Source organism: Marinomonas flavescens (assembly GCF_004352835.1).
Taxonomy (GTDB): domain Bacteria; phylum Pseudomonadota; class Gammaproteobacteria; order Pseudomonadales; family Marinomonadaceae; genus Marinomonas; species Marinomonas flavescens.
In genome coordinates, this window is sequence record NZ_SJSB01000012.1 from 25,958 (window position 1) to 45,569 (window position 19,612).

A 19,612-nucleotide genomic window follows, 5' to 3' on the forward strand; every position below is an offset into this window, starting at 1 on the left:
CTATGTTGGCTCGTTTTTTCGTCAATCGCCCTGTTTTTGCTTGGGTAATTTCTATTGTGATAATGCTGGCAGGGATAGCGTCTATCATGACGCTTCCAGTTGCTCAGTATCCTAACGTTGCACCACCTTCAATTAATATCTCAACAAAGTACAGCGGAGCGTCTGCGCAAGCGGTAGAAAACAGTGTTACGCAAGTGATTGAGGAAAAGCTAACAGGTCTAGATGGCTTGTTATACTTTTCTTCCTCTAGTGATTCTAATGGTACTACCAAAATTACCGTCACCTTCAAACAAGGTACGGATGCTGATATTGCACAAGTGCAAGTGCAAAATAAAGTTCAGGAAGTTATCTCTCGTTTGCCTCAATCGGTGCAAGATAATGGCGTGACTGTCAGGAAGGCGAACTCTGATTTCTTAATGGTTGTAGCGATTTATGACCAAACAGACAAGCACACTGCAAGCGACATATCTGACTATTTAGCATCGACTGTTCAAGACCCTGTTTCTCGAACAAATGGTGTTGGTGATATTCAAGTATTTGGCTCTCAGTATGCGATGAGAGTTTGGCTGGATCCTTTAAAATTGGCTTCTTATAAGTTGATGCCAAGCGATATTATTAACGCAATTAAAGCTCAAAATACACAGATTGCTGGTGGTAATATTGGTAGTCGCCCTTCAGTCAGTGGGCAAGAGCTAAATGTTACGGTAACCGCACAATCTAAAATGCAGACGGTTAAAGAGTTTCAAAACATCATCCTAACGCATCAATCAACAGGTGCAACCGTGCGCTTGAAAGACGTTGCTAAAGTTGAGATAGGAAGCGAATCTTATAACTTTATTCCTCGTCTAGACGGCCATCCTGCCTCAGGTATTGCTGTTATGTTGTCGCCTGGAGCGAATGCACTTTCTACTTCAGAAGGTGTTAAGAAGGTGATGAGTGATCTTGAAGACACACTTCCTGCAGGCTACAAACTGGCTTATCCAGTAGATACCACAACCTTCATCGAGGACTCTATTGAAGAGGTTGTTAAGACCTTATTTGAAGCAATAGTTCTTGTTGTTATCATCATGTTTGTGTTCCTGCAAAATTGGCGCGCAACTCTTATTCCTGCGATCGCGGTTCCTGTTGTTCTATTGGGGACATTTGGTGTTTTAAATCTATTTGGCTATTCGATAAACGTACTGACGATGTTCGGTATGGTGCTCTCGATCGGATTGCTGGTGGATGATGCCATTGTGGTCGTGGAAAACGTAGAGAGGGTGATGGAAGAGGATGGACTCTCGCCCAAGGAAGCGACGATTAAGTCGATGAAAGAAATTACCAGTGCACTAATTGGTATTGCGATCGTATTGGCGGCCGTATTTCTTCCAATGGCTTTCTTTAGTGGTTCGACAGGGGTTATTTATCGTCAGTTCTCTATTACGATAGTGTCGTCAATGGCTCTGTCTGTGCTAGTGGCTTTAACGTTAACACCTGCTCTATGTGCAAGTTTGCTGAAGCCTAAGCACTCCGCTAGTACCAAAGGGTTAGCAGGGTTCTTTAACCGCAACTTTGACCGAGTGACAAATTCATACACACACCACGTAGGGCGTCTTATTAATCGTCCAGTTCGTTGGATGATTGCTTATGCAATTCTTGTTGCTGGTCTAGGCTTTTTGATGGCTAAAATGCCGACGGGCTTTTTACCAGTTGAAGACCAAGGTTACGTAATAGTCATGGTGTCCTTACCAGAAGGCGCGTCACTGAATCGTACTAACGTAGTGATGCGCGATGTTGAGCATCACTTCATGGTGACAGAGAAAAAAGATGTGAAACACGTCTTTACTATTTCTGGATTCAACTTCATGGGAACGGGGCAAAATGCAGGTCTTGCTTTTGTTGCTTTGAAAGATTGGTCTGAGCGTCAGAATCCTGCAGATAGTGCCAGCGCTATTGTTGGTCGTTCGTATGCTGCATTAGGTAAAATTCGTGATGCGCGAATCTTTTCTTTGTTACCTCCTTCGATTCGAGGCCTTGGACAAAGCAACGGTTTCACTTTTCAATTACAGGCGTCGGGCAATACTGATCGCGCTACTTTGTTGAAAATGCGAGATAAATTACTGCAAGACGGGAATGCTAGTAAGCTATTATCAGGCGTTCGTCTAGGTGGTCAATCTGAAGCGCCACAACTGTATATTGATGTAGATAAAGATAAAGCTTCTGCACTTGGGTTATCACTTGCTGATATTAGTGCAACATTAAGCTCCGCCTGGGCGGGGAGTTATGTGAATGACTTTATTGATCGTGGTCGAGTGAAAAAGGTTTATGTTGAAGGCGATGCTAAATACCGTTCTTCACCTGACGATCTAAATAGTTGGTATGTCCGTGGTGCTGATAACACAATGACACCCTTCTCTGCTTTCTCTACCTCACAATGGACGTACGGTGCGAAAAGTTTGTCACGATTTAATGGTCTTGCTTCCTATGAGATTCAAGGTAGTGGTTCGCCAGGTGTGAGTTCTGGACAAGCAATGGATGAAATTCAAAAAATCGCGAGTCAATTGCCGGGAACGTCAGGGTCATGGAGTGGTTTGTCCTTCCAAGAGCAGCAATCGAGTGGTCAATCACTGGCTTTGTATAGCATCTCTATTCTGGTTGTATTCCTATGTTTGGCTGCTCTGTATGAAAGTTGGACGGTACCGTTCTCTGTGATCTTGGTTATACCTTTAGGTGTAATCGGTGCCGTGCTTGCTGCGCACTTTAGAGGACTGGAAAATGATGTTTACTTTCAGGTCGCGTTGCTAACAACAATAGGGTTATCGTCCAAAAATGCCATATTGATTGTTGAGTTTGCTGAGGCGGCTTATATGCGTGGTGCGACAGTTTGGGAGGCAGCAAAAGAGGGTGCTCGTTTGCGTTTGCGTCCCATAATTATGACGTCCATGGCCTTTATTGTAGGTACCTTACCGTTGGCTGTCTCTTCTGGAGCAGGTGCGAACAGTCGAGTATCAATTGGTTCGGGTATTGTTGGTGGTACCTTAACGGCTACTATTCTGGCTATTTTCTTCGTACCATTGTTTTTCGTTTTGGTTCGTCGTGTTTTTTCAAAAAGAAAGGGTGAATTAACAGGCGTTTCGGAGGTAGCTGAATCCTCAGATCAACATTAATTAACGATTAAATTGATTGGTTATTTATAGAAGGGGCCTTAAGGCTCCTTCTTTGTGTTGGCGTGATTGTTTAAAAAAAATTACAGCAAGCAAAGGATTCGGTATAATTTCGCAAATTTCAAATATCAGTACCACGCATGGCCCGTTTCTCGGAGTAAAGCGTGTGTACGCAATAGAAGAACAAACACATAATGTCGAATCAAGAATTTATAAATAAAGTCAATGAACGTCGGACTTTCGCTATCATCTCTCACCCTGATGCTGGTAAAACAACGATCACAGAAAAGTTACTTCTGCTTGGTCAGCTTATTCAAACAGCAGGCTCGGTCAAGGGTCGTAAAGGCGATAAGCATGCCACCTCTGACTGGATGGCGATGGAGCAACAGCGTGGTATTTCCATTACCTCATCTGTTATGCAGTTTCCTTACAAAGACCGTATTGTTAATTTATTAGACACGCCTGGACACGAAGACTTTTCGGAAGATACTTACCGTACGTTAACCGCCGTTGACTCTGTATTGATGATCATTGATGGCGCAAAAGGTGTTGAGGATCGGACAATTAAGTTGATGGATGTTTGTCGTCTGCGCGACACGCCTATTTTAACCTTTATCAATAAAATGGACCGTGATATTCGTGATCCAATTGATTTGCTTGATGAAGTTGAAGCGGTACTAAAAATTGCCGCGGCACCGATTACTTGGCCAATTGGTATGAGTACTTTCTTTAAGGGGGTTTATAACCTCTATACCGATACTATTCATGTTTTTGTTCGTGGCCGTGGTCATACGTTAACTGATGATATTCAAATCAAGGGTTTGCAGTCTGACGAAGCGAAAGAACTACTTGGCGATGAGTGGGCTGCTTATGTTGATGAAGTGGAATTAGTTCGCGGAGCTAGCCATGAATTCGATCAGCAAGCCTATTTAGATGGTGAGCTCACCCCTGTATTTTTTGGTACGGCTTTGTCTAACTTTGGCGTTCGTGAAATGTTAGATGGCTTTGTCGAGTGGGCGCCATCTCCAATTGGTCGTGATACTAATTCACGTAATGTTGATGCATTGGACGAAAAGTTCTCAGGGTTTATCTTTAAAATCCAAGCCAATATGGACCCGAAGCATCGTGACCGTATTGCGTTTATGCGAGTCTGTTCGGGTACTTATAGTCGTGGTATGAAAATGCGTCATTGTCGCCTGGGCAAAGACATTAAAATTACCGATGCCGTATCTTTTACAGCGGGCGATCGGGAAGGGGTTGAAGAAGCCTTTTCTGGCGATATTATTGGTTTACATAACCACGGTACGATTCAGATCGGTGATACTTTTACGGAAGGTGAAGATCTTAAATTCACTGGTATTCCGCACTTTGCCCCAGAACTTTTTCGTCGTGTTCGATTAAAAGATCCGATGAAAATGAAAGCCTTACAGAAAGGTTTGCAGCAGCTTTCAGAAGAAGGTTCTACTCAGTTGTTTATGCCACAGCGAAATAATGAACTGATCGTAGGTGCGGTAGGTCAGCTGCAATATGAAGTAGTGGCTTATCGTTTGAAAGATGAATATAAAGTTGAATGTATCTACGAAGCGGTAAACGTAAACAGTGCGCGCTGGGTTGATTGTGAAGATCCAAAGAAATTTGAAGAATTTAAAAATAAATGTCGAGACAATTTGGCGATAGATGGCGGTGGCCACCTTACGTATTTAGCGCCAACACGGGTGAATTTAATGATGGCCGAAGAGAAGTGGCCAGATGTGTCGTTCCGTGCAACGCGAGAGCATTGATCAATACTTGACTATTTTACTAGGATAAGAGGATAATTTGATTATTCTTAAATTAGGTTTAGTGGTATCAAAATGAGTGTTGTTGAATCAGCAAATCCCATCGAGTTTACTTCGGCGGCGGCAGCTAAGTTGCAAACTCTGATTGAAGAAGAAGAAAATGATCGACTTATGTTGCGGGTTTACGTGACGGGTGGAGGTTGTTCTGGCTTTCAGTATGGTTTTACGTTTGATGAAGAACATCAAGAAGACGATACGGAAGTTAAGCGTGATGGTGTGAGCTTAGTGGTGGACCCATTGAGCTTTCAATATCTAGTTGGCTCAGAAGTCGATTATAAAGAAAATCTAGAAGGTTCTCGATTTACCGTTCAGAACCCTAATGCGACATCGACTTGTGGTTGTGGCGCAAGTTTTAGCATCTAGACTGATGTTGGAATTTTAAAAAGGCTCTTCATTTGAAGGGCCTTTTTTATTGGTTTTTTTGTTCTGAGTTAACCGTTCTGTTTTTAAGAAAACTATGCTTTTGTGTAGAGGTAATTTGCTTTTTTACCGTTATCTTGTAAAGCATCAGAGTTGCCGTCTAGCGGATGGTAATGGCCAGTGTATAAAAGCCCTATTTTTTTATCACCAAGTACAACGGGTTTAAGTGTTGCACCTTGAACTCTCCATAGTCTTAATCCAAAGATGTTAGGTGTTTTTATGTCTTCTTCAGAGGGTGGTGGTGTGAGAAGGGGGTATAAGTTTGATAATTGATCTGGCTCGCCATCTTGATCCAATAGGATGTGGTAGTAAGTCACCTGTTGGCTAATGAACTCAGGAGTGTAGGGCGTTCTAAGTAATGGCAATGTGTTTTCTTTTGGTAAGAGAAAAAATATAGCAGGGACTTCTGGTGAGCCTTGGTGTGCAGATAGCACCACAGTCATATCGACAGTGTTTCCATAGGTAGGCTTTACGGGGATATGGAATTTCAATTGCTTAGGTGGAGGCTTTTTTTTGATTTCAGGTTCTTGATAGCTGCTTGTGTCTGGTTGCGCACAGTCCGTTTGGATTTTGCTTGGTGGGACTTGTAAAAATATCTGCCATTCTTTGTGCTCTATATTAAGTTCTTCAGGCGATAGAATGAGAAGTTTTTCATTTAAAATGTGGTTGAGAATGTGTTCAATAAGGTTGGCGAAAATACTGGACGACGCTGTTAAGGGGGATTTTTGATGGCTGTCTAGGTGGATTTCTTTTACTTCATGAGCTTCAGGGCTTAAATCCACGGAGTCATTAGACGCACTAAAAGGACGGTTTTTCACCTTGCTTGGATGTTTTGCTGTAGTAGGTTGAGCGCCAGCTCTATTTAAAGCTTCTATAAATAGCATGGAATGTATCCTTTACTAAGGTGTAAAAGGATATCGGCTCGTTTTAAGAAGAGTTTAGTGAAATAGCCTATTTTTTAAACAGTTCGGCTATTTCACTATATTGTCTTAACGAAGCAAGTTGGAAAGTTTTGGATTTGCTTCTAAAGCCGCTCGGTAAAAAAGTGCCACTTTACCAATCGTTTGAACTACTTCACATTTCATGATTTTGCTGATTTCGGCAATCAGTGCTGTTCTTACTTCACGATCCATGACGCTAATGCGTATTTTGATCAGCTCGTGATCTTCTAGGGCGCGGTCTATCTCGGTTAATACAGATTCCGTTAAGCCATTTCCTGCGATCATGACAACAGGGTTAAGGGCGTGACCAATTAAGCGATATTGCTTTTTTTGTGCGTTTGTCAGACTCATAGTAAAATTTTCTCATATTAGTTAACCCTCTTTATTGGAGGCTTTAGAGGTTAAGCGATATTATAGCGGAATATTGACTGATTTAGGTATGATGAAAACGTGGCAAGATCAAAAAGTAGCAATAATTGGATGAAGGAACATTTTGACGATCCGTATGTCAAAAAATCCCAACAAGATGGTTATCGCTCTAGAGCAAGTTATAAGCTGATAGAGATAAACGATAAAGACAAATTATTTCGTTCGGCTATCCGAGTGGTTGATTTAGGTGCGGCGCCTGGTGGCTGGTCTCAAGTCGCCGCAAAGCTGGTTGGAGATAACGGTACTGTGGTGGCGTCTGATATTTTAGAAATGTCACCTTTACCGGGTGTTACCTTTATACAGGGAGATTTTACTGAGCAAGAGGTTTACGAAGCAATTTTGGCTGAAATGGGAGATGAGAAAGCAGATCTTGTAATTTCAGATATGGCCCCCAATATGAGTGGTAATAGTGCGTCTGATCAGCCTCAAGCCATGTATCTTGTTGAACTGGCTTTGGATATGGCGGGGCAAGTGTTGCGTCCCGGCGGGAACTTCTTGGTGAAAGTGTTTCAAGGAGAGGGTTTTGATGAATATCTCAAGGCTATGCGTGCGCAGTTTGCGAGCGTTGTAACACGAAAACCGGAAGCATCGCGAGCTCGTAGCCGCGAAGTTTATTTACTAGGAAGACAATACAAAGGTTAATTAAGCGTGTTCTGGTACTGTATACTAGAAACATCAAATATAACCGTTTAGAGGTGTGCTCTTGAACGATATGCTAAAAAATATACTGTTGTGGTTGGTTATTGCAGCTGTGCTGTTAACCGTATTCAACAATTTTGATACGAAATCTGATACAAAACGAATTGCTTATTCTGAATTTGTTAAAGAAGTTCATGATGGCCGTATTGCAAAAGCGGTAGTTGATGGTTACACCATCAGCGGAACACGAACTAGCGGTGATACTTATGAAACTGTTCGCCCAGCGGCGTCAGATCCTAAAATCATGGATGACATGTTAAGCAATAAGGTTGTTGTTGAAGGTAAAATGCCTGAAAGTCGAAGCATTTGGACTCAATTGCTGATTGCTAGTTTTCCTATTTTGTTGATTTTGGCTATTTTCATGTTCTTTATGCGCCAAATGCAAGGCGGCGGCGGTGGAAAAGGCGGCCCGATGTCCTTTGGTAAGTCAAAGGCTCGTTTGTTGCCAGAAGACCAAATTAAGACAACCTTTGCGGATGTTGCCGGTTGTGATGAAGCAAAAGAAGACACCGAAGAATTGGTTGATTTCTTGAGAGAGCCAAGCAAGTTCCAGCGTTTGGGTGGTAAAATTCCTCGTGGTATCTTGATGAGTGGTCCTCCAGGTACGGGTAAAACATTGCTTGCTAAAGCCATTGCGGGTGAAGCAAAAGTACCTTTCTTTACTATTTCTGGTTCTGACTTTGTTGAAATGTTTGTTGGTGTTGGTGCATCTCGTGTGCGTGACATGTTTGAACAAGCGAAGAAACATGCTCCTTGCATCATCTTTATAGATGAAATTGATGCGGTGGGTCGAAATCGTGGTTCCGGTATGGGCGGCGGTAACGATGAGCGCGAACAAACATTGAACCAACTATTGGTTGAAATGGATGGTTTTGAAGGTAATGAGGGTATTATCGTTATTGCGGCGACTAACCGCCCTGACGTGCTAGATCCTGCGTTGCTTCGTCCTGGTCGTTTTGATCGCCAGGTGCAAGTGGGCTTACCTGATATTCGTGGTCGTGAACAAATCCTTAAAGTGCATTTGCGTAAAGTGCCTTGTGATGATGATGTTGAGCCAAAAAATATTGCACGTGGTACACCAGGTTTCTCTGGTGCGGATTTGGCTAACTTAGTCAATGAAGCAGCGTTGTTTGCAGCCCGTTCTAATCGCCGTTTGGTGAATATGGAGCAGCTGGAATTAGCGAAAGATAAAATTCTCATGGGCGCAGAGCGTAAAACCATGGTGATGAATGAGAAAGAGAAGCTAAATACGGCTTATCATGAAGCAGGCCATACTATTATTGGTTATTTAATGCCTGAGCATGATCCTGTCTATAAAGTGTCCATTATTCCTCGTGGTCGCGCCTTAGGTGTGACTATGTATTTGCCAGAAGAAGACAAATACAGCGTGAGTAAGACAGGTCTTGAAAGCCAAGTTTGTAGTTTGTATGGCGGTCGTATTGCGGAAGAAATTATCCATGGTTTTGATGGTGTTTCTACTGGTGCGTCGAACGATATTGAGCGGGCAACAAGCATTGCGCGAAATATGGTTACGAAATGGGGCTTATCTGAAAAGCTGGGTCCATTCGCATACGAAGAAGATGATAACAGTGGTGGTTATATTTCAGGTCCTACAGGAAGCAAAGCTAATTACTTTTCTCCTGAAACGGGCAAAATAATTGACGCTGAAGTTCAAGATATTATTACTCGCTGTTATTCTAAATCAACGCAAATATTGAATGATAATCGCGATAAATTGGAAGTGATGGCTGAAGCTTTGATGCATTATGAAACAATTGATGCGAAGCAAATTAAAGAAATAATGGATGGTAAAAAACCGTCTCCACCGGAAGGTTGGTCTGACTCTAGTGGTAATTCACCAGATAAAGATTTAGATAAAAAAGAGCCGGTAGCAGAAGCTGATGACGCTGAAAAAAGTGATGATTTAGATGCTTCACTAAACCAAGCAAATGAAGTTTCTCCTAAAACAACGGGTGAGTCTTAACTTACTCGTTATCTTCTTCGGATAATTCATGTCTGTTATGAACTTTGGAGGCAGGTCTCTCGACCTGTCTCTTCCTCATGTGATGGGGATACTTAATGTAACACCCGACTCCTTTTCGGATGGCGGTTCTTATAATTCCTTAGATTTAGCATTGCAGCAAACTGGTAAGATGATCTCCGAGGGTGCCAGCTTTATTGATGTGGGTGGCGAGTCTACACGTCCTGGTGCAACTCCCATTTCTGTTCAGGAGGAAATGGATCGTGTGCTTCCTGTTGTCGAGGCTATAAAGCAACGTTTTGATGTTGTTGTTTCGGTTGATACTAGTACGCCAAGCGTGATGACTTGTTCTGCGCGTTTAGGTGCGGGTCTTATTAATGATGTTCGTGCATTAGAGCGAGAGGGAGCTATTGACGCTGCTGCTCAAGCGGGTTTGCCTGTCTGCCTCATGCATATGAAAGGCAGTCCAGGAACTATGCAGAATGACCTTGTGTATGACTCCGTGGTCGATGAAGTTGCTGCGTACTTAATGGCTCGCGTTGCTGCGTGTGAAGTTGCTGGTATTCATCGAGATAAGCTTATCCTAGATCCAGGTGTTGGTTTTGGAAAGTCTTTGGAGCACAATCTCACGTTATTGAATCATACCGTTGATTTTGCAAGGAAAGGGTTCCCAGTATTGATAGGGCTATCTCGAAAAACCATGATAGGGGATGTGCTGGGTGCCTCTGTTGAAAATCGCCTTTATGGGTCTATGGGGGCGAATGCTTCAACTTACTCGCAAGGCGCTCGTATTTTTAGGGTTCATGATGTGAAGCCTCATGTCGAAATGTTGGAATTGATGTACAGAATAGAGAGGGAGAGCTAATGCGTAAGTATTTTGGTACAGATGGTATTCGAGGTAAAGTAGGCAAAGCGCCGATTACACCTGAATTTATGTTGAAACTTGGCTGGGCTGCAGGTCAAGTATTTAAAGAGAATGATAAGAAAATCCTTATCGGTAAAGACACTCGTATTTCTGGCTATATGTTTGAATCTGCATTGGAGGCTGGCATTGTTGCTGCTGGTGCGGATGTTCGTTTGGTTGGTCCTATGCCTACGCCGGCGATTGCTTATTTAACACGAACTTTTCGTGCCAGTGCTGGGATTGTTATCAGTGCTTCTCATAATCCTTATACAGATAATGGTATCAAGTTTTTTTCTGCTGAAGGTGGAAAAATTTCTGATGAGATAGAAGAACGGATTGAGTACTTTCTAGAACAGCCAATGGAAGTGGTTGAGTCTAGTTTAATTGGTCGAGCTAGACGCATTGAAGATGCGGCTGGGCGATACATTGAATATTGTAAAGGCACTTTTCCGATTGGCCTTCAGCTTAGTGGCTTAAAAATTGTGGTTGATTGTGCGGATGGCGCAACATACCACGTTGCACCACGCGTATTTTCTGAGCTAGGCGCGGATGTTGTGGCTATTGGTATTAGTCCTGATGGGCTTAATATTAATGAAGTGAGTGGCGCAACTAAGCCTGAGCTTCTGCGTGAAACTGTATTGGCTGAGAAAGCAGATATTGGTATTGCACTGGATGGTGATGGCGATCGATTGATTTTGGTTGACCATAACGGTGTGGTTCGCGATGGTGATGATATTTTGTATGTTATCGCTAATCATTTAATGCAAACTGGCCGTTTCAGTGGTGGTGTTGTTGGCACCTTGATGAGTAACTTTGGTCTTGAATTGGCTTTTTCGGAAAGTGGCATAGGCTTTAGTCGGGCTGCTGTTGGCGATCGTTATGTTAATGAAAAGCTGGTTCAACATGGCTGGGTGTTAGGTGGGGAACCATCAGGGCACATTGTTTGTCGGTCTATCACGACAACAGGCGATGGTATTATTGCGGCACTGCAAGTGCTTAGAGCAATGATTGAAGAAGAGAAAACGCTTGAGCAGTTATTGAAGGGGTTGGTGAAGTTTCCTCAAAAACTGAAAAATATACGAGTAGAAAAGCGTTTTGTACCCACTGAAATTCCATCTTTGCAAAAAGCTGTTGCTGTTGCGAATGAGCGCTTAAATGGTCTAGGTCGAGTGCTGCTTAGGGCATCTGGCACTGAGCCTTTGATTCGAGTAATGGTTGAAGGGCGTGATGATGAAACAGTTGATGAGCTAATAGACTATTTGGTGGCGGAAGTGAATGCGGTCGTCTCTCAGTAGTGTAGTTTGCTTATCTGTTGTGTTTTTTTCTATGGTAAAAATAAATGCTTGAAACAATGCGCTCCATTCCATAGAATGGGCGCCTCGAATTTAAGGGTTAGGTTATGATTCGCCAAAAAATAGTTGCTGGTAACTGGAAGATGAATGGCTCAGCTGAGTCAATTAAAAATCTTGTAGACGGTCTACTTAAGGCAGATCAATCTAACTCAGAAATGGTTGTATTCCCTTCATTTCCTTATTTGCATTTATTTTCTACTTTGTGCGGGAATAGCGATTTAATCAAGCTTGCTGCGCAAAATGTCAGTGAAAAGGAAAGCGGTGCTTTTACTGGTGAAGTGTCTGCGGCTATGTTGCAGGATTTCGATGTTAAGTATGTACTAGTTGGGCACTCCGAACGTCGTTCCATTTATGGTGAAACGGACAGTATCGTAGCGTTAAAAGTGCAATCCTTGCTAAAGAAAAATTTTACTCCAATGCTTTGCATCGGCGAAACATTGGAAGAGCGTGAGTCTGGCCAGACATTGTCAATTTGCGAAAAGCAAATTCAGGCAGTTTTAGATTTGGTTGGTATCGAGGCGTTTAATAATATCGTAATTGCTTATGAACCAGTATGGGCGATTGGAACAGGATTATCAGCGACACCGGAACAGGCGCAAGAAGTGCATTGTGGGATTAGGTCTTTTATAGCTAAGTCCTCAGAGTCTATTGCTCAGCGTGTTCAGATTTTATATGGCGGCAGTGTAAAAGCATCAACTAGCCATGCTTTGTTTGCTATGCCGGATATAGATGGTGCGTTGGTTGGTGGTGCATCGCTTGATGCAGAAGAATTTTTAGAAATAGTAAAAGCGGCAGGTTAATTAATGGAAGCACTTGTTTTAGTTTTGCATGTATTGGCTGCGGTTATCATTATCGCCCTAGTATTGTTGCAACAAGGTAAAGGTGCGGATGCTGGCGCCTCTTTTGGTGGCGGCGCTTCTCAAACCGTATTTGGTAGCCAAGGTAATAGTAGTTTCTTTGGTCGTATGACAGCTGTGTTTGCGTTAGTATTTTTCTTAACAAGTTTTGGCTTAGCTTATTTTGCTAGTGAAAAAGCAAAGGGCGTTTCAGGTGCACTTGACCTGGCTCCAGTAGCAGCTCAAGTTCATGATGCAGTTGATATGCCTAAATTAGGCGATGATACGAAAAAAACCTCAAATACTAATTCTGATTTACCAAGTACTAAATAGTAAATTAGAAAGTAGTGTGTTTATGCCGATGTGGTGGAATTGGTAGACACGCCACCTTGAGGGGGTGGTGGCCTGTAGGCTGTGCCGGTTCGAGTCCGGCCATCGGTACCAATATTGAGTTGATGCTATAATTCCTGTATAGTGTCGTTAGTTTGTCGCGGGGTGGAGCAGTCTGGTAGCTCGTCGGGCTCATAACCCGAAGGTCGTTGGTTCGAATCCAGCCTCCGCAACCAATTTTTATTCAGTATTGTGTTTAGGAATAACAAACCATTTACGGATGGTTGCTCTCTTAAGATCCTATTAAGTCGAGCGTTAAGGACCCCTATATGGGGTTTTTTGTTATCTGGACTGTGACTGGTTATAAATGGAAATGGGCCTCGAGCCCGTTTTTTGTTTCTGCATAATTAAGAATATACCGTTTCGGAGAGAGCGATTGTCAGCGAAATATACGATTTTAGAAGAACTAATCCGACCTGTCGTAGAAGGTTTGGGGTTTCAATTTTGGGGGATGGAGTATTTATCGCAGGGTAAAGATTCTGTGCTACGCATTTTTATCGAAACCGAAGCCGAGAAAGGGATAGATGTAGAGGATTGTGCTCAAGTCAGCCGACAAGTCAGCTCTATCCTAGACGTTGAGGACCCAATAACAGGGGAATATAACTTAGAAGTATCTTCACCTGGTTTAGATCGTCCCTTGTTTGATCTAATTCAATATCAGGCTTATGTCGGATCGATTGTTTCTCTGCGTTTGCGTGTCCCTTTTGATGGACGACGTAAATTTAAAGGACAGTTAATGGGTATCGAAAATGACGATATCGTTATCCGTGTTGACCAAGAAGAATACCTATTGCCAATCGACTTGATCGAAAAGGCAAATGTTGTTCCACAATTTTAAAAATTAACCTTGAAGAGAGGCTAAAAGGATGAGCAAAGAGATTCTTTTGGTAGTAGAAGCAGTTTCCAACGAGAAAGACGTTCCGAAACAAGTTATTTTCGAAGCCGTTGAAATTGCTTTAGCTAGTGCTGCCAAACGTCGTTTTGAAGAAGACGCCGTTATTCGTGTTTCTATTGATCAACGTACAGGTGATTATAAAACATACCGTCAATGGAATATTGTTGCTGATGAAGACTATTCAACACCGGCTTTAGAATTAACAATAGACGACTCTGAAGAGCAAAATCTTGGAGTTGGCATTGGTGAAATCTACGAAGAAGAAGTAGAGTCCGAAGAGTTTGGACGTATTGCTGCGCAAACAGCAAAACAAGTGATCGTGCAAAAAGTACGCGAAGCTGAGCGCGCTAAAGTCGTCGCTCGTTATGCTGAGAAAGTAGGCAAGCTTGTTCATGGTCAAGTGAAGAAAGTGACTCGTGAAAGTTTGATTATTGATCTTGGTGAAAATGCGGAAGCGGCGTTGCCAAAAGATCAGCTTATTTCGCGTGAAACTTTCCGTATGAATGATCGGGTTCGTGCATTATTACTTGAGATTCGCGAAGATAGTCGCGGCCCTCAATTGATTTTGTCGCGTAATTCACCAGCGTTCATGATTGAGTTGTTTCGATTAGAAGTGCCAGAAATTTCTGAAGAAATGATTGAAATTCGCGGCGCTGCTCGTGACCCAGGTCTACGTGCAAAAATTGCAGTAAAAACCAATGATCGCCGTATTGATCCTATTGGTGCTTGTGTTGGTATGCGTGGCGCTCGAGTGCAAGCGGTATCAAATGAAATGAATGGAGAAAGAGTTGATATTGTTCTTTGGGATGATAATCCAGCTCAATTAGTCATCAATGCTATGTCACCTGCTGAAGTTGACTCTATTGTCATTGATGAAGATGCGCACTCTATGGATGTTGCTGTTAAAAGTGACAATCTTGCGCAAGCCATTGGTCGAAATGGCCAAAATGTTCGTCTAGCGTCTACATTGACTGGTTGGTCTTTGAATGTGATGACCAGCGAAGATGCTGAGGCGAAACAGCAGGAAGAATCGCAGAAGTTGATCGACTTGTTTGTTGAAGGCTTGGAAATTGACGACGATTTGGCGATTCAAATGGTTGAAGAGGGATTTACTTCCTTAGAGGAAGTTGCGTACGTCCCAATGGAAGAAATGTTAGACATCGACGGATTTGATGAAGATTTAGTGAACGAACTGCGATCTCGAGCAAAAGAAGCCTTGTTAAACAAAGCGCTTCAAGCGCAAGAACAGTTGGATGGTGCTAAGCCAGCAGCTGACTTGTTGGAGATGGACGGTATGGATAACCATCTTGCTCTTGTGCTTGCGTCTAAAGGCGTGATCACAATGGAAGATCTTGCTGAGCAATCTGTTGATGAACTATTGGACATTGACGACATGACAGCAGAACGAGCAGGGACTTTGATCTTAACCGCTCGAGCACCTTGGTTTGCTGAATCTGAATAAAATCTGAGTACATAAGGGGGAACTTAATGACAGTTCAAACCGTAAAGATACTATCCGAATTGGTGAAAACGCCAATCGATAAGCTACTAGCTCAGATGAAAGACGCTGGCCTTCCTCAAAAGAGTGAAAGTCAAGAAGTCTCTGATGTTGAAAAGCAAATACTGTTAAACTACTTAAAACGCCAACATGGTGACGAAGATGATGGGGCGCAGCGCATTACATTGCAGCGCAAAAAAACCAGCACTTTATCTCGTAATGACGGTGGTAAAGCAGTAAATGTTGCAGTTAAGAAAAAGCGTACTTATGTGAAACGCAGCGACGGCGATGAAGAGCTTCAGAAGCAACAAGAAGTTCTAGCGCAAAGTCAGGCGGCAGAGCAGGCGCGTATAGAGGCCGAAGAACAAGCTCGTCTCGAAGCTGAACGTAAACTTGAAGCAGAGAAGGCGGCAAAAGCTAACGCTGAAGCCGAAGAAAAAGCACGTCAGGAGGCTGTAAAAAATACACCTTCAAATGTTGATGTGCAAAACGATACGGAGCAGAAAAACTCCGGTATAGGAGCGGCAGAACCCGTGGAAGCACCAAAACAGCCTAAAGTGACGAAAAAAACGTCTCAACCAGCGATGGATAATAAAAAATCGCCAGTTGCGCCTAAAGGTAAAAAAGGAGCACCTCGTCAAGAGGGTGAAAACAAACCTCGAGGCCGTAACGCCTCAGACAATAAGCGCTCACGTGTGAATGTGAATGGCGACGATGACTATGCGCGTCGTGGCAAGCTTGGTCGTAAGGGGAAAAAACCTTCTAAACAAGAGCACGGTTTCCAACGACCGACAGTTGCTAAAATCCATGAAGTTGCTCTACCGGAAAGTATTACGGTTGCAGAGCTTGCTGAAAAAATGACAGTTAAAGCGGCTGAAGTGATCAAGGTTTTGTTTAAAATGGGCGCCATGGCGACTATAAATCAAACTATTGACCGCGATACAGCAACATTGATCGTTGAAGAAATGGGTCACACCGTTAAGTACATCGATGAAAATGCCGTTGAAAACGACATGATTGAAGCGATCGATTACGAAGGTGAAGCGATCAAACGTGCGCCAGTTGTAACGGTAATGGGTCACGTAGATCACGGTAAAACGTCTCTACTTGATTACATTCGTACAACTCGTGTTGCGGCAGGCGAATCTGGTGGTATTACACAGCATATCGGTGCTTACCACGTTGAAACACCACATGGCATGATCAGTTTTCTAGATACACCTGGACACGCTGCATTTACTTCCATGCGTGCACGTGGTGCGAAATCTACGGATATCGTTATCCTAGTTTGTGCCGCTGACGATGGTGTTATGCCACAAACTATTGAAGCGATTCAGCATGCTCGTGCTGCTAACGTTCCTATGGTTGTCGCTATGACTAAGATCGATAAAGAAGGCGTTGACATCGATCGTGTTAAGAACGAATTAGTTGCGCAAGAAGTGGTTCCTGAAGAATGGGGCGGTGACGTTCAATTTATCGGTGTATCTGCTAAGTCTGGTGAAGGTATTGAAGCGCTTTTAGAAGCGGTTCTATTACAAGCTGAAGTACTTGAATTAACAGCCGTACCTAGTTCTCCTGGTAAAGGTGTTGTGGTTGAGTCTCGTCTTGATCGCGGTCGCGGTTCTGTTGCTACTTTGTTGGTTCAGAACGGTACTTTACGCAAAGGCGATGTTGTTTTAGCTGGTCTACAAATGGGACGTGTTCGTGCCTTGTTGGACGAAAATGGCGAAGCAATTGAAAGTGCGGGTCCTTCTATTCCTGTTGAAATATTGGGTCTAGACGGCACGCCAGAAGCCGGTGAAGAATTCATCGTTGTTGCGGATGAGCGTAAAGCGCGTGAAGTCGCTAACTTCCGTCAAGGCAAATACCGCGAAGTTCGCTTTGCTCGTCAGTATTCTGCGAAATTAGAGAACTTGTTCTCTGAAATGGGTAAAGACGAAGTTCGTACGCTTAACGTTGTGCTTAAAGCCGATGTGCGTGGTTCTTTGGAAGCCTTGATCAAGTCATTGACTGATTTGAATACAGATGAAGTGCAAGTAAACGTTGTTTCTAGCGGCGTTGGTGGTATTACTGAAACAGATGCAACATTAGCACTTGCTTCTGATGCGGTTATCTTTGGTTTCAACGTTCGTGCAGATACATCTGCTAAACAGTTCATTGAACGTGAAAGCATTGATCTTCGTTATTACAGCATTATCTATAATATTATCGATGATGTGAAATCAGCTTTGTCTGGCATGTTGTCTCCTGATCTTCGTGAAGATATCCAAGGTACTGCGGAAGTGCGTGATGTATTCCGCTCGCCTAAGTTCGGCTTGATTGCTGGCTGTATGGTTGTCGAAGGTACGGTATACCGTAACAAGCAAATTCGTGTATTGCGTGATGATGTTGTTATTTACGAAGGGGAACTTGAGTCTCTTCGCCGCTTCAAAGATGTGGTTAACGAAGTCAGCAAAGGCATGGAATGTGGTATCGGTGTGAAGAACTACAACGATGTTAAGGTAGGCGATAAAATCGAGGTTTTTGAAACCGTCGAAGTTGCGCGTACTCTTTAATAGGGCAAAATCATGGCAGGCGAATTTAGTCGTACTAGTCGGATTGGTGACCAGCTCCAAAAGGAGCTGGCGTCCTTGATCCAGTTTGAAGTAAAAGACCCACGTTTAGGGTTGGTTACTATCAACGAAGTGCGTGTAGCCAAAGATTTGGGCTATGCGGACATTTATTACACTGTTTTGGGCAAAGACGATCAGCCAGAAGTATTGGCTGAAAATCAAGAAGCGCTAGACAGTGCAAAAGGTTTCTTACGAGGCCGTTTGGCAAAAGAAGTAAAACTTCGAGTGATGCCACATTTGCGCTTCCATTATGACCAGAGTGTGGTCAATGGTTCACGAATGTCTGCTCTGATTGACGAAGTAATTCGTGATGATGAAGCAAAAAACGGTAACGAAAGCGAGTAATTGGTCGGTATGTCTAAAACAAAATGGCGTTCAGTAGACGGTATTGTACTACTGAACAAGCCCATCGGTTTAAGTTCAAATCAGGCGTTACAGCGAGTTCGTCGTTTGTACCGGGCAGCTAAAGCAGGCCATACAGGCGCTTTAGATCCATTGGCAACAGGAATGTTGCCTTTGTGTCTGGGAGAGGCGACGAAATTTTCGCAGTTCCTTTTAGACGCTAATAAGCGTTATCTAACCTGCATCCAGCTTGGCAAAAGAACCACAACGGGAGATCGTGAAGGCGACGTGCTGACCGAGGAACCCATTCCGGATTTAACGGAAGAGGCGATTGAGTCTGTACTGGATCGTTTTCGTGGTGACATAGAACAAATTCCCCCAATGTATTCTGCGCTAAAGCACGAAGGCAAACCTTTGTATGAATATGCTCGCAAAGGCATTGTCATCGAACGCAAACGTAGGAAAGTGACTATTTCTGATCTGACTTTAGTGTCAAGAACGGAAGATTCGCTGACCTTGGATATTCAGTGTTCTAAAGGAACCTATATTAGAACGATTGGCGAAGACATTGGTGAAGCGTTAGGTTGCGGCGCGCACTTGAAGTCTTTGCATCGCATCTCAACGGCGGGATATTCCCCAGAAGGAATGTTAACCCTTGAAGAGTTTGAGGCGATTGCAGAGCAGGGTGAAGCCGCGCTTGATGCTTACTTAATGCCAATGGATTCGGCGGTTGAGTACTTAGAACGCATAGAACTACCTACCCTTGATACGAAGGATATGTTGTTCGGTCGTACTGTTTCTAGCCCTATCTCATTAGAGGAAGGCTGCTTGGTGAGACTCTACGATCAGGACAGTCAAGATTTCCTTGGATTGGGTAAAATCAAAGAGACAAATATTCGCCCACAGCGTCTATTAAATACCAGCGAGAGCGCGAATAAATAGCAGTGAGTTCTGCTAAAAAGAGTGTTAAACTTGCTGGCTATAGGGTGACTGAAAATATGCTCGGCTTCCCTTTATTTTTTATAGCATATTAATTTGGAGTTATAGATTATGGCATTAACTGCAGTATCAAAAGCAGCATTGGTTAAAGAGTTTCAAGTAGCGGAAGGCGACACTGGTTCTCCTGAAGTTCAAGTAGCATTGTTGACTAAGAACATCGAAGGTCTTCAAGGTCACTTTAAAACTCATATCCATGACCACCATTCTCGTCGCGGTCTAATTCGCATGGTAAACCAACGTCGTAAATTGTTGGATTACCTTAAGCGTAAAGACGCTGCACGTTACACTAGTTTGATCAAAAAACTAGGTCTGCGTCGCTAAGACTGAGGAAGG

The 19,612-nt window shown here is 43.2% G+C and carries 17 protein-coding genes and 2 tRNA genes; 17 read left to right on the forward strand and 2 right to left on the reverse strand.

Features of this window, described 5'->3' with window-relative positions; translation table 11 throughout:
* Window positions 1–2: 2 nt before the first annotated feature.
* The 3 genes from E0D70_RS12550 to erpA all read left to right on the forward strand — a co-directional run bounded on the left by E0D70_RS12550 (window position 3) and on the right by erpA (window position 5,344).
* The gene (locus tag E0D70_RS12550) at window positions 3–3,146 is read left to right on the forward strand and encodes an efflux RND transporter permease subunit (RefSeq protein ID WP_133012639.1); all 3,144 of its coding nucleotides are present in this window, start codon (window positions 3–5) and stop codon (window positions 3,144–3,146) included.
* Between the two features lie 191 nt (window positions 3,147–3,337).
* Window positions 3,338–4,924 (forward strand): peptide chain release factor 3, encoded by a 1,587-nt coding sequence (locus E0D70_RS12555; RefSeq protein WP_133012640.1) that lies wholly within the window; start codon window positions 3,338–3,340, stop codon window positions 4,922–4,924.
* 72 nt (window positions 4,925–4,996) lie between these two features.
* Window positions 4,997–5,344 (forward strand): iron-sulfur cluster insertion protein ErpA, encoded by a 348-nt coding sequence (gene erpA / locus E0D70_RS12560; protein ID WP_133012641.1) that lies wholly within the window; start codon window positions 4,997–4,999, stop codon window positions 5,342–5,344.
* 92 nt (window positions 5,345–5,436) lie between these two features.
* On the opposite strand, the gene E0D70_RS12565 is transcribed toward erpA, so the two are convergent.
* Complete coding sequence (locus tag E0D70_RS12565) at window positions 5,437–6,285, reverse strand: hypothetical protein (protein WP_133012642.1); 849 nt, start codon at window positions 6,283–6,285, stop codon at window positions 5,437–5,439.
* Between the two features lie 105 nt (window positions 6,286–6,390).
* The gene (locus E0D70_RS12570) at window positions 6,391–6,693 is read right to left on the reverse strand and encodes a YhbY family RNA-binding protein (protein WP_133012643.1); all 303 of its coding nucleotides are present in this window, start codon (window positions 6,691–6,693) and stop codon (window positions 6,391–6,393) included.
* Between the two features lie 99 nt (window positions 6,694–6,792).
* On the opposite strand from E0D70_RS12570, the gene rlmE reads away from it, so the two are divergent.
* The 14 genes from rlmE to rpsO all read left to right on the forward strand — a co-directional run bounded on the left by rlmE (window position 6,793) and on the right by rpsO (window position 19,600).
* A complete protein-coding gene (rlmE, locus tag E0D70_RS12575; RefSeq protein ID WP_133012644.1) occupies window positions 6,793–7,413 on the forward strand; it encodes a 23S rRNA (uridine(2552)-2'-O)-methyltransferase RlmE in 621 nt (206 codons plus the stop codon).
* 70 nt (window positions 7,414–7,483) lie between these two features.
* On the forward strand, window positions 7,484–9,454 hold the full coding sequence (ftsH, locus tag E0D70_RS12580) for an ATP-dependent zinc metalloprotease FtsH (protein WP_240537123.1): 1,971 nt from the start codon (window positions 7,484–7,486) through the stop codon (window positions 9,452–9,454).
* Between the two features lie 28 nt (window positions 9,455–9,482).
* Window positions 9,483–10,316: a dihydropteroate synthase gene (folP, locus tag E0D70_RS12585; protein WP_133012645.1), complete on the forward strand. Its 834-nt coding sequence runs from the start codon at window positions 9,483–9,485 to the stop codon at window positions 10,314–10,316.
* Entirely contained in the window at window positions 10,316–11,650 is a 1,335-nt protein-coding gene (glmM, locus tag E0D70_RS12590; protein WP_133012646.1) for a phosphoglucosamine mutase, read from the forward strand. Before folP ends, glmM begins: the two co-directional genes overlap by 1 nt.
* 104 nt (window positions 11,651–11,754) lie before the next feature.
* Window positions 11,755–12,507 (forward strand): triose-phosphate isomerase, encoded by a 753-nt coding sequence (gene tpiA, locus E0D70_RS12595; protein WP_133012647.1) that lies wholly within the window; start codon window positions 11,755–11,757, stop codon window positions 12,505–12,507.
* A gap of 3 nt (window positions 12,508–12,510) precedes the next feature.
* Window positions 12,511–12,876, forward strand: a complete 366-nt coding sequence (gene secG, locus E0D70_RS12600; RefSeq protein ID WP_133012648.1) for a preprotein translocase subunit SecG — start codon at window positions 12,511–12,513, stop codon at window positions 12,874–12,876.
* Window positions 12,877–12,900: 24 nt separating this feature from the next.
* Window positions 12,901–12,987 (forward strand) — tRNA-Leu (locus E0D70_RS12605).
* Window positions 12,988–13,032: 45 nt separating this feature from the next.
* A tRNA-Met gene (locus E0D70_RS12610) sits at window positions 13,033–13,109 on the forward strand.
* 200 nt (window positions 13,110–13,309) lie between these two features.
* Window positions 13,310–13,771, forward strand: a complete 462-nt coding sequence (gene rimP, locus E0D70_RS12615) for a ribosome maturation factor RimP (RefSeq protein ID WP_133012649.1) — start codon at window positions 13,310–13,312, stop codon at window positions 13,769–13,771.
* A 28-nt stretch (window positions 13,772–13,799) separates the two neighbouring features.
* The gene (gene nusA, locus E0D70_RS12620; RefSeq protein WP_133012650.1) at window positions 13,800–15,290 is read left to right on the forward strand and encodes a transcription termination factor NusA; all 1,491 of its coding nucleotides are present in this window, start codon (window positions 13,800–13,802) and stop codon (window positions 15,288–15,290) included.
* Window positions 15,291–15,316: 26 nt separating this feature from the next.
* Window positions 15,317–17,881: a translation initiation factor IF-2 gene (gene infB, locus E0D70_RS12625; RefSeq protein WP_133012651.1), complete on the forward strand. Its 2,565-nt coding sequence runs from the start codon at window positions 15,317–15,319 to the stop codon at window positions 17,879–17,881.
* Between the two features lie 12 nt (window positions 17,882–17,893).
* Entirely contained in the window at window positions 17,894–18,283 is a 390-nt protein-coding gene (gene rbfA, locus E0D70_RS12630) for a 30S ribosome-binding factor RbfA (protein WP_115896791.1), read from the forward strand.
* A 9-nt stretch (window positions 18,284–18,292) separates the two neighbouring features.
* Window positions 18,293–19,222 (forward strand): tRNA pseudouridine(55) synthase TruB, encoded by a 930-nt coding sequence (truB, locus tag E0D70_RS12635; protein WP_133012652.1) that lies wholly within the window; start codon window positions 18,293–18,295, stop codon window positions 19,220–19,222.
* Between the two features lie 108 nt (window positions 19,223–19,330).
* Window positions 19,331–19,600 (forward strand): 30S ribosomal protein S15, encoded by a 270-nt coding sequence (gene rpsO / locus E0D70_RS12640; RefSeq protein ID WP_133012653.1) that lies wholly within the window; start codon window positions 19,331–19,333, stop codon window positions 19,598–19,600.
* Window positions 19,601–19,612: the final 12 nt, after the last annotated feature.

Coding starts and splice junctions, on each gene's coding strand:
- rpsO (WP_133012653.1), top strand. CDS start 19,331: ATGGCATTAACTGCAGTATCAAAAGCAGCATTGGTTAAAGAGTTTCAA.
- E0D70_RS12550 (WP_133012639.1), top strand. CDS start 3: ATGTTGGCTCGTTTTTTCGTCAATCGCCCTGTTTTTGCTTGGGTAATT.
- nusA (WP_133012650.1), top strand. CDS start 13,800: ATGAGCAAAGAGATTCTTTTGGTAGTAGAAGCAGTTTCCAACGAGAAA.
- infB (WP_133012651.1), top strand. CDS start 15,317: ATGACAGTTCAAACCGTAAAGATACTATCCGAATTGGTGAAAACGCCA.
- tpiA (WP_133012647.1), top strand. CDS start 11,755: ATGATTCGCCAAAAAATAGTTGCTGGTAACTGGAAGATGAATGGCTCA.
- folP (WP_133012645.1), top strand. CDS start 9,483: ATGTCTGTTATGAACTTTGGAGGCAGGTCTCTCGACCTGTCTCTTCCT.
- ftsH (WP_240537123.1), top strand. CDS start 7,484: ATGCTAAAAAATATACTGTTGTGGTTGGTTATTGCAGCTGTGCTGTTA.
- secG (WP_133012648.1), top strand. CDS start 12,511: ATGGAAGCACTTGTTTTAGTTTTGCATGTATTGGCTGCGGTTATCATT.
- E0D70_RS12555 (WP_133012640.1), top strand. CDS start 3,338: ATGTCGAATCAAGAATTTATAAATAAAGTCAATGAACGTCGGACTTTC.
- truB (WP_133012652.1), top strand. CDS start 18,293: ATGTCTAAAACAAAATGGCGTTCAGTAGACGGTATTGTACTACTGAAC.
- E0D70_RS12565 (WP_133012642.1), bottom strand. CDS start 6,285: ATGCTATTTATAGAAGCTTTAAATAGAGCTGGCGCTCAACCTACTACA.
- glmM (WP_133012646.1), top strand. CDS start 10,316: ATGCGTAAGTATTTTGGTACAGATGGTATTCGAGGTAAAGTAGGCAAA.
- rbfA (WP_115896791.1), top strand. CDS start 17,894: ATGGCAGGCGAATTTAGTCGTACTAGTCGGATTGGTGACCAGCTCCAA.
- E0D70_RS12570 (WP_133012643.1), bottom strand. CDS start 6,693: ATGAGTCTGACAAACGCACAAAAAAAGCAATATCGCTTAATTGGTCAC.
- erpA (WP_133012641.1), top strand. CDS start 4,997: ATGAGTGTTGTTGAATCAGCAAATCCCATCGAGTTTACTTCGGCGGCG.